Below are 6601 nucleotides of genomic sequence, written 5' to 3' on the forward strand. Positions count from 1 at the left end.
AGAGGTGGACCAAAACGAATTAAACATACTGCATATATTGTTATTGGAATACGTGAAAAGTTTAGAGGTAAAGGGATTGGAAGCAAATTATTTTCTGAGTTAGATATATGGGCTAGGGAAAATAACATTACAAGGCTTGAACTGAGCGTAATTTGTTCTAATGTCGTAGCAAAACATCTTTATGAAAAGAATGGATTTGAGGTAGAAGGAATTAAAAGAAATGCAATGATTATAGATGGTAAATATGTAGATGAATTTTCTATGGCTAAATTGTATAATAATTAAAGTTTATTATGTGGAAAATTAAATTACTAGACAAGAGGGTGAGTATATAAAATTATTGCTCTCTTTTCATGTTCAAAAAAACATTTATTTTAATAGACACATGAGAAACTGCAAATCCTGCTATAATTAAATTAACAATTAGTATATATTGCAAAGTAAAAGGGGAGATAGTATGAATTTTTCATCATTTAGAAAATTAGATTATTTAATATTCTATATAATTGTTGTAGTTCTATTTACAATTCAATTAGCTAATATATTATTTAGTCCTGTAATAGGCATATTAATAGGTGCTACAATACCTGCATTAATTTTAGGAACTATAACAAATTTAATATTTAAAAAAAGGTAATCATTGTTTTACCATATTAATAAGTTAAGAACTAAAGGGCACTAGAAATATTGCTCTTTTAATGTTCAATAAAACATCACCTTTACTATACAAATGAAAAAATACTATATATATAGGTTTATATATAATAAAGGGGGATAACATGCTTACAAAGGAGAAAATAGATGCATATATAGCGTTTTTTGATGATGATAAACAAAGTTTTTATAAAACTGCAGATGAATATATAAAATATAATAAAACAGTAGATATGTTTATAAAAGACTGTTACAACAGTAATATAATGGATACTGAATATATGAGTAAGTTAGAAGGGTATATTGAAAAAGGTATAGATCTAAAAAGTCTGATAGAAACAGCAGATACATATATACTAAAAGCTATATTAACTTTTTATATAAGGGGAGAGCGATTTAGTGAAGGTATGATAGCAAATGCTATTGATAAAAAAATATTTGTAACTATTCTAAAGAAGCTAAATTAATATGATGAGGAGATTGAAATGGAGAAGGCTAGGATTATAGAAAAGGCTAGTGAATTACTGTTAAATAAAAGTAAGAAAGAAGCTATAGATATTATAAATACTGAATATAAGTTTGAATATAAAAAAGTAGAAAAGAGAGCATACAAAGATAAAGAAAAATTTAATATATTTATGAGAGATGGGTTTATTGATAGGTACACAGGAGACAAGCTATTAAACCCAGGTATTTTAAAGGTATTTTCTACATATTTTCCAGAGGAATTTCCATATCACTCACATTGGAAAATGGACCAAACTCATGTAGCTTATTGGGAACTTATACCTACAATAGATCATATTAATCCAATAGCTAGAGGTGGTAAGGATGAAGAAGATAACTGGATTACAACATCAATGCTACATAATTCTATAAAATCAAATTGGAGCTTAGAACAGATAGGATGGAATATTAAAGAGTGTGGAGATCTTAGTGAGTGGGATGGGCTAACAAATATATTTATAGATATAGTAGAAAGAGATACTAATTTACTAAATGATAATTATATAAAAAAATGGTATACAATATCTAAATCAAACGTTAGTGGTTTATATGATTTATATATCGAAAATATAAATAAGTAATAAATTATTTATATTCTATATCTATTTCGTAATTTTATCATATTGTGAACTAAAAAATAGCAATAATGTGGATGTCAAAACCACTTAAATTATTACTTTTTTTATGATGTAAAATTGTACGTGAATTCATATGTGAAAGTGTTTGCTATTTTTAATGTTAAAATAGTTTTTGTACATCAAAAGTTAACCCGTTGTTGTTAGGCTTCCTTTTTCTATTTGTTTAAATTAGTTATTTATGAATATATTATGTAGCAATAATTAAATGATATAATTAAATTAATTAACTTAAAGAAAGGAGAATTTTATGTACGATATTATTATTATTGGAGCTGGAGTAAGCGGAATATTTACTGCTTATACATTAATACATGAAAATAAAAATTTAAGAATAAAACTTATTGAAAAAGGAAAGACATTAGAAAATAGAGTGTGTCCTATAGAATCTAATTCGAAAAACTGTTTAAACTGTGACATATGCAATAAATTTATGGGTTTTGGGGGGATGGGTAGATCAGAAGGAAAGTATAATTACACAAATGACTTTGGAGGATATCTAGGAAAATTAATCGGAGATAAAAAAGCTTTAAAATATATGGATGAAGTAGATAAGATATTATGTAAATTTGGTGGAGATAAAGCTCCTTTTTATAGTACAGAAAATATAACTTTAAAAACAAAAGTAGAAAAACATGGATTTAGATTACTTACAACAAAAACTAGACATCTAGGAACAAAATTATCACTAGAGATCTTAAATAAAATGCATGAGGTTTTAAAAGATAAAATAGATATATGTTTTGAAAAAGAAATAAAAAGCATAGAAAAAGATAAAGAAAAATTTATTATTAAATGTAGAGATGAAATTTATTATAGTAAAAAAGTAGTCTTAGCTACAGGATTAAGTGGTGGAGAGTGGTTTGAAAAACAATGTAGCCATTTTGGAATAGTACCACAAAAAGTTAGATTAGATTTAGGCTTTAGATTAGAATTAAAAGGAGATGAATTAGACAATTTATTAAAAGAAAATTTTGAAATAAAGCTATTTTATAAAGATGATAAATTTGAAAGCACTACTTATTGCATGAATCCAAATGGCAAAGTAATAAAAAAATACCAAGATGGATTAATATTTGCTGATGGGCAAAATTATTTAGAAGAAAAAAATTCAAGTCAAAATCTTAATTTTACATTGTTTATTCCAAGTTACTTTTTATCTTCAAAAGAAGCAAAGGCTTATGTAAAAACCATTATGAAAAATATAAATGAAAATGAAGAAAAGATAATAATGCAAAGATTAGAAGATATAAAAAAACAAAAAACAATTACATATGAAGATATAGAAAACAGTGAAATAATACCAAGTTTAAAAGCAAAGTCAGTAAATATAAATGAATATGTTCCACAAAAATATATAGATTCTACTATGTTATTTATTGAAAAATTAGGAGATTTACTAGGAAAAAAAATACATCCACATACTATTTTTTATGGATTAGATGTAAAGTATTACGAGCCTGAGATGAAAGTAAATAAATTCTTTGAAAGTAAAGTGAAAGGACTATATTTAGCAGGAGATTGTTCAGGTATAACATACTCGTTATCACAGGCAGCAGCTAGTGGAATATATCTAGGGGCATATTTAAGTAATAATATAGCTTAATATTGATGAGCTAAAGGCTCTTAAAGTTATGATTCTGTTGGTGAGTGTATGTATAAGGTTCCTAGTCATTTGGCTATCGAGAAAGATTATCAAAAACTTGTTGAAGAGTAATGTATATAAGAAGGTATGAAAGAGTTTTTAATAAATTTGTTTTATGATGATAGAGTGTTTTTAGTCACTCTATTTTTTATATACTAAGAGATTATATTGAATAAAAATCTGTGTGTAACTTGTGCATTAAAGTAACATTAATATATTTAGAAAATAAGAAAGTGACAGAATAATACATTTGTAGTGATATAATATAAATATATTATTTTATAAAATTTTTAATATTCACAAGAAGTAACGGGGGAAGTAAAATGGTAAATGAAAAAGAAATAAGAATTAGAGATTTAATAAGGATATCAACAATATCTTTTGCAATTATATTGGGGGTAGATATAACATCTATATTAGTGTTAGGTGGTATAACATCCTGGGATGGATTTAATGTGGATTTATGTATGCTTGCAGTAGAGGTTATGACAGTATATCTTTTGATATCAAATATGAAAATATCAAAAGAAGATGTAATGAAATTATGGGTAGATTTTACAAAAAAAGTAAACATAAAAGAGATAATAGGTAGGCTTTTAAATCTCCAAATTATACAGATGGGAGTTATGTGGCTAGTGATTGGAATCTTTTTATTAATAGATATATCTTTGGCAAATAAAATTTTAAATAGTTCCTCTTCACAAGAGATGCTATATACAGGAAATATATTAATCAATTCAATAAGTATAGTTATAATAGCTCCTATTATAGAAGAACTCATATATAGAAAAGTAATTTTTAAAAGGTTATCAAAGAAATTAAATACAACCTTTGGGACAATTTTATCATCTATATTCTTTGGACTATGTCATGCTAAAGATTCTATATTTTTTGCTACATTGTTTGGGGTAGTACTTTGTATTTTATACTTAAAATATAAAAATATATTAGTCCCAATGTTTTTACATTTTTTAAATAACTTTATGACTACAATAATATTGTTAACTTCTGTTGGGGAAGAAAATAATGAAGTTACAAATTTTATACCAGAAGATGCGGTAGTTTTTTTAAGTATAGGAGCAATAGCTACTGTGATTGGTGTGTTCTTCTATATCCGATTTATAAAGAGAAATAGAAGCTATTTGAAAAATTTAAAAATAATAGCATAAATATATAGCATGATAAAAGCTTAAAAGGTGACCTATTTATAGGTCATTTTTCTATTATACATTGTAAAAAAGACGACGTCGTGTTTCACGACATAGGGGTAGGTGAAAAATCTCTAGCTTATATTTGCATATGTAGATATATTAGTAGAACACTGAAAGAAATACTATATAATATAAATGTATATAGTATAAATTAAAGTGTTAATAGAGTGCTAGATAGTTTATAAGGGAGTGATAGTGTGATGACAACGTTAAAGAGTTTATTGATTTTATTAACTATAGTACTAGAATTAAACTTAACTGGCTGTTCAACAGAAGATATAGATACATATAATGACCCAAATAATAATACTACTGTTGAAATAACTAATAATGAAAATTCATTGGAGAATAAAGAATTAGAAGATACAAGTAAAATAGATAAAGAAAGAAGCTATAAAATCAGGTTTGAGCTTGTGTGGATATGAAGATTAAAGGCATGTTGACAATTAATCTATTTTTACCAATTTAATATACTAAAAAGGATGTAGGTAAATTTGTTTTTACACAAATCTATCTACATTCTCTATTTATTAACCCATAAGAAAATTAATAGCCATTTCATTGAATTCTCTATATCCATCGATATTGCACATATGTCCTGCTCCATCAATAATGTTCAATTGGGAATTTTCATCTTTTTCTACATAGCCCTTAGCTTTTGAGATGAATAAATGATCTTGGCTTCCGAATATGTAAAGTTTTTTGATGCAATCTTTTTTAATCTCTCTCTTATTATAAAAATTTTGATTACTAATGATTAGGTTATACCAGTCCAAAAAATCATTTCTTTTCATTTTCTTAGCTTCTTTGACAAAGAGCTTTCTAGATTCTTCATGATTTTTCTTTGGCATCATAATCAAAGCAAATAAGTTATAAAGAGCAGAGTGTGGCATGAAGTGTTTAAACATATTTCCAAGCTTTAGTAACATACTATTAAAAAAGTTTATATCCTTAACTGCAGCACCATATACAATGGATTTTATTCTATGGGGATAATTCTCATAAATCAAATCTACTACTACGTTACCAAGGCACATACCTACAAAGTAAGCAGACTGAATGTTTTCATGATTAATAATATCAATAATATCTTTAGCAATATCATTTACTTCCATACCGCTTATCCCCTTATTTGATTTGCCATGTCCATGTAAATCAATAAGTAGAAGGTTAAATTTCTCCTGAAAAGTCTTTAACTGTTTATAATAAGTTACTGAACTTCCACCTAAGGGATGGATAAATACAACCCAATCTTTTTTACCGTTATCTTTTTTTCTGTAATATAGCAACTGTATTCCTCCAAATCATCTTATGCATAAATTATAATATTAAATAGTCAGTATCAATATTATCATGGTTGTCCACTAACAATCAATAAATTTAATAATTAATTATAAAGTGACAAAATTATCAAATATTGATAAAGTTACAAAAGTGATTAGTGATATAGCAGTTGCTATTAAAGATGAAGAATTTGAAAATGATAGTATAAATGAAGAAGTTGTCATAACTAAATAGATGGAATAAATTAAAAATGTATAACTTTTAAAGTTATACATTTTTAATTTATATTATGGATAAACTGAAATATATTTGAGTATTAAATTAATAAATATATAAGATGAGAGGTATAAATTTTATAGGGAGGCTTATGGTAATGGTTATGGAACGTAAGTAATAAAAAGGATATTAAAGAAGCATTAAATAAATTAGATAAATATTGTGTTACTAAAAAAGAGCAAATACTTACTGCATTGGAGTTTTTAATAATGTCAATAAGTAAGGGTAAAAAGCCGGATGAAGATATATTAGTCAAGAAAGAAGCATATTATATAAAATTAAGAGAAAGAAATATAGAATATAAAGTTAAGAAATGATATATTATCCTAGGGAATTTTTTGCATTTTCAATAAATATTGGATTTGTTTAACAGAGCCCAAAATTAAAAT

The 6601-nt window shown here is 25.6% G+C and carries 8 protein-coding genes; 7 read left to right on the forward strand and 1 reads right to left on the reverse strand.

What is annotated here, in order from left to right:
* From VLM92_RS08745 to VLM92_RS08775, 7 genes are all read left to right on the forward strand, one after another.
* Positions 1-285: GNAT family N-acetyltransferase (locus VLM92_RS08745; protein WP_325275958.1), on the forward strand; the 285-nt coding region annotated here is incomplete at its 5' end.
* A 172-nt stretch (positions 286-457) separates the two neighbouring features.
* Positions 458-637, forward strand: coding sequence for a hypothetical protein (locus VLM92_RS08750; RefSeq protein ID WP_325275959.1), 180 nt, complete (start codon positions 458-460; stop codon positions 635-637).
* 142 nt (positions 638-779) lie between these two features.
* Entirely contained in the window at positions 780-1121 is a 342-nt protein-coding gene (locus tag VLM92_RS08755; protein ID WP_325275960.1) for a DUF6508 domain-containing protein, read from the forward strand.
* Between the two features lie 18 nt (positions 1122-1139).
* Positions 1140-1742: an HNH endonuclease signature motif containing protein gene (locus VLM92_RS08760; RefSeq protein WP_325275961.1), complete on the forward strand. Its 603-nt coding sequence runs from the start codon at positions 1140-1142 to the stop codon at positions 1740-1742.
* Between the two features lie 304 nt (positions 1743-2046).
* A complete protein-coding gene (locus VLM92_RS08765) occupies positions 2047-3402 on the forward strand; it encodes an NAD(P)/FAD-dependent oxidoreductase (RefSeq protein ID WP_325275962.1) in 1356 nt (451 codons plus the stop codon).
* A gap of 362 nt (positions 3403-3764) precedes the next feature.
* Positions 3765-4610 carry a type II CAAX endopeptidase family protein gene (locus VLM92_RS08770; protein ID WP_325275963.1) on the forward strand — a complete coding sequence of 282 codons (846 nt, stop codon included), beginning with the start codon at positions 3765-3767 and terminating at the stop codon, positions 4608-4610.
* A 242-nt stretch (positions 4611-4852) separates the two neighbouring features.
* Entirely contained in the window at positions 4853-5077 is a 225-nt protein-coding gene (locus VLM92_RS08775) for a hypothetical protein (protein WP_325275964.1), read from the forward strand.
* A gap of 105 nt (positions 5078-5182) precedes the next feature.
* On the opposite strand, the gene VLM92_RS08780 is transcribed toward VLM92_RS08775, so the two are convergent.
* Positions 5183-5941, reverse strand: a complete 759-nt coding sequence (locus VLM92_RS08780) for an alpha/beta hydrolase (RefSeq protein ID WP_325275965.1) — start codon at positions 5939-5941, stop codon at positions 5183-5185.
* Positions 5942-6601 lie beyond the last annotated feature (660 nt).

It is taken from the genome of Romboutsia sp. (assembly GCF_035470145.1).
Taxonomy (GTDB): domain Bacteria; phylum Bacillota; class Clostridia; order Peptostreptococcales; family Peptostreptococcaceae; genus Romboutsia_D.

Bases quoted from the DNA above. Each gene is read 5' to 3' on its own strand.
- VLM92_RS08750 (WP_325275959.1), top strand. From the start codon at position 458: ATGAATTTTTCATCATTTAGAAAATTAGATTATTTAATATTCTATATA.
- VLM92_RS08755 (WP_325275960.1), top strand. From the start codon at position 780: ATGCTTACAAAGGAGAAAATAGATGCATATATAGCGTTTTTTGATGAT.
- VLM92_RS08760 (WP_325275961.1), top strand. From the start codon at position 1,140: ATGGAGAAGGCTAGGATTATAGAAAAGGCTAGTGAATTACTGTTAAAT.
- VLM92_RS08765 (WP_325275962.1), top strand. From the start codon at position 2,047: ATGTACGATATTATTATTATTGGAGCTGGAGTAAGCGGAATATTTACT.
- VLM92_RS08770 (WP_325275963.1), top strand. From the start codon at position 3,765: ATGGTAAATGAAAAAGAAATAAGAATTAGAGATTTAATAAGGATATCA.
- VLM92_RS08775 (WP_325275964.1), top strand. From the start codon at position 4,853: ATGACAACGTTAAAGAGTTTATTGATTTTATTAACTATAGTACTAGAA.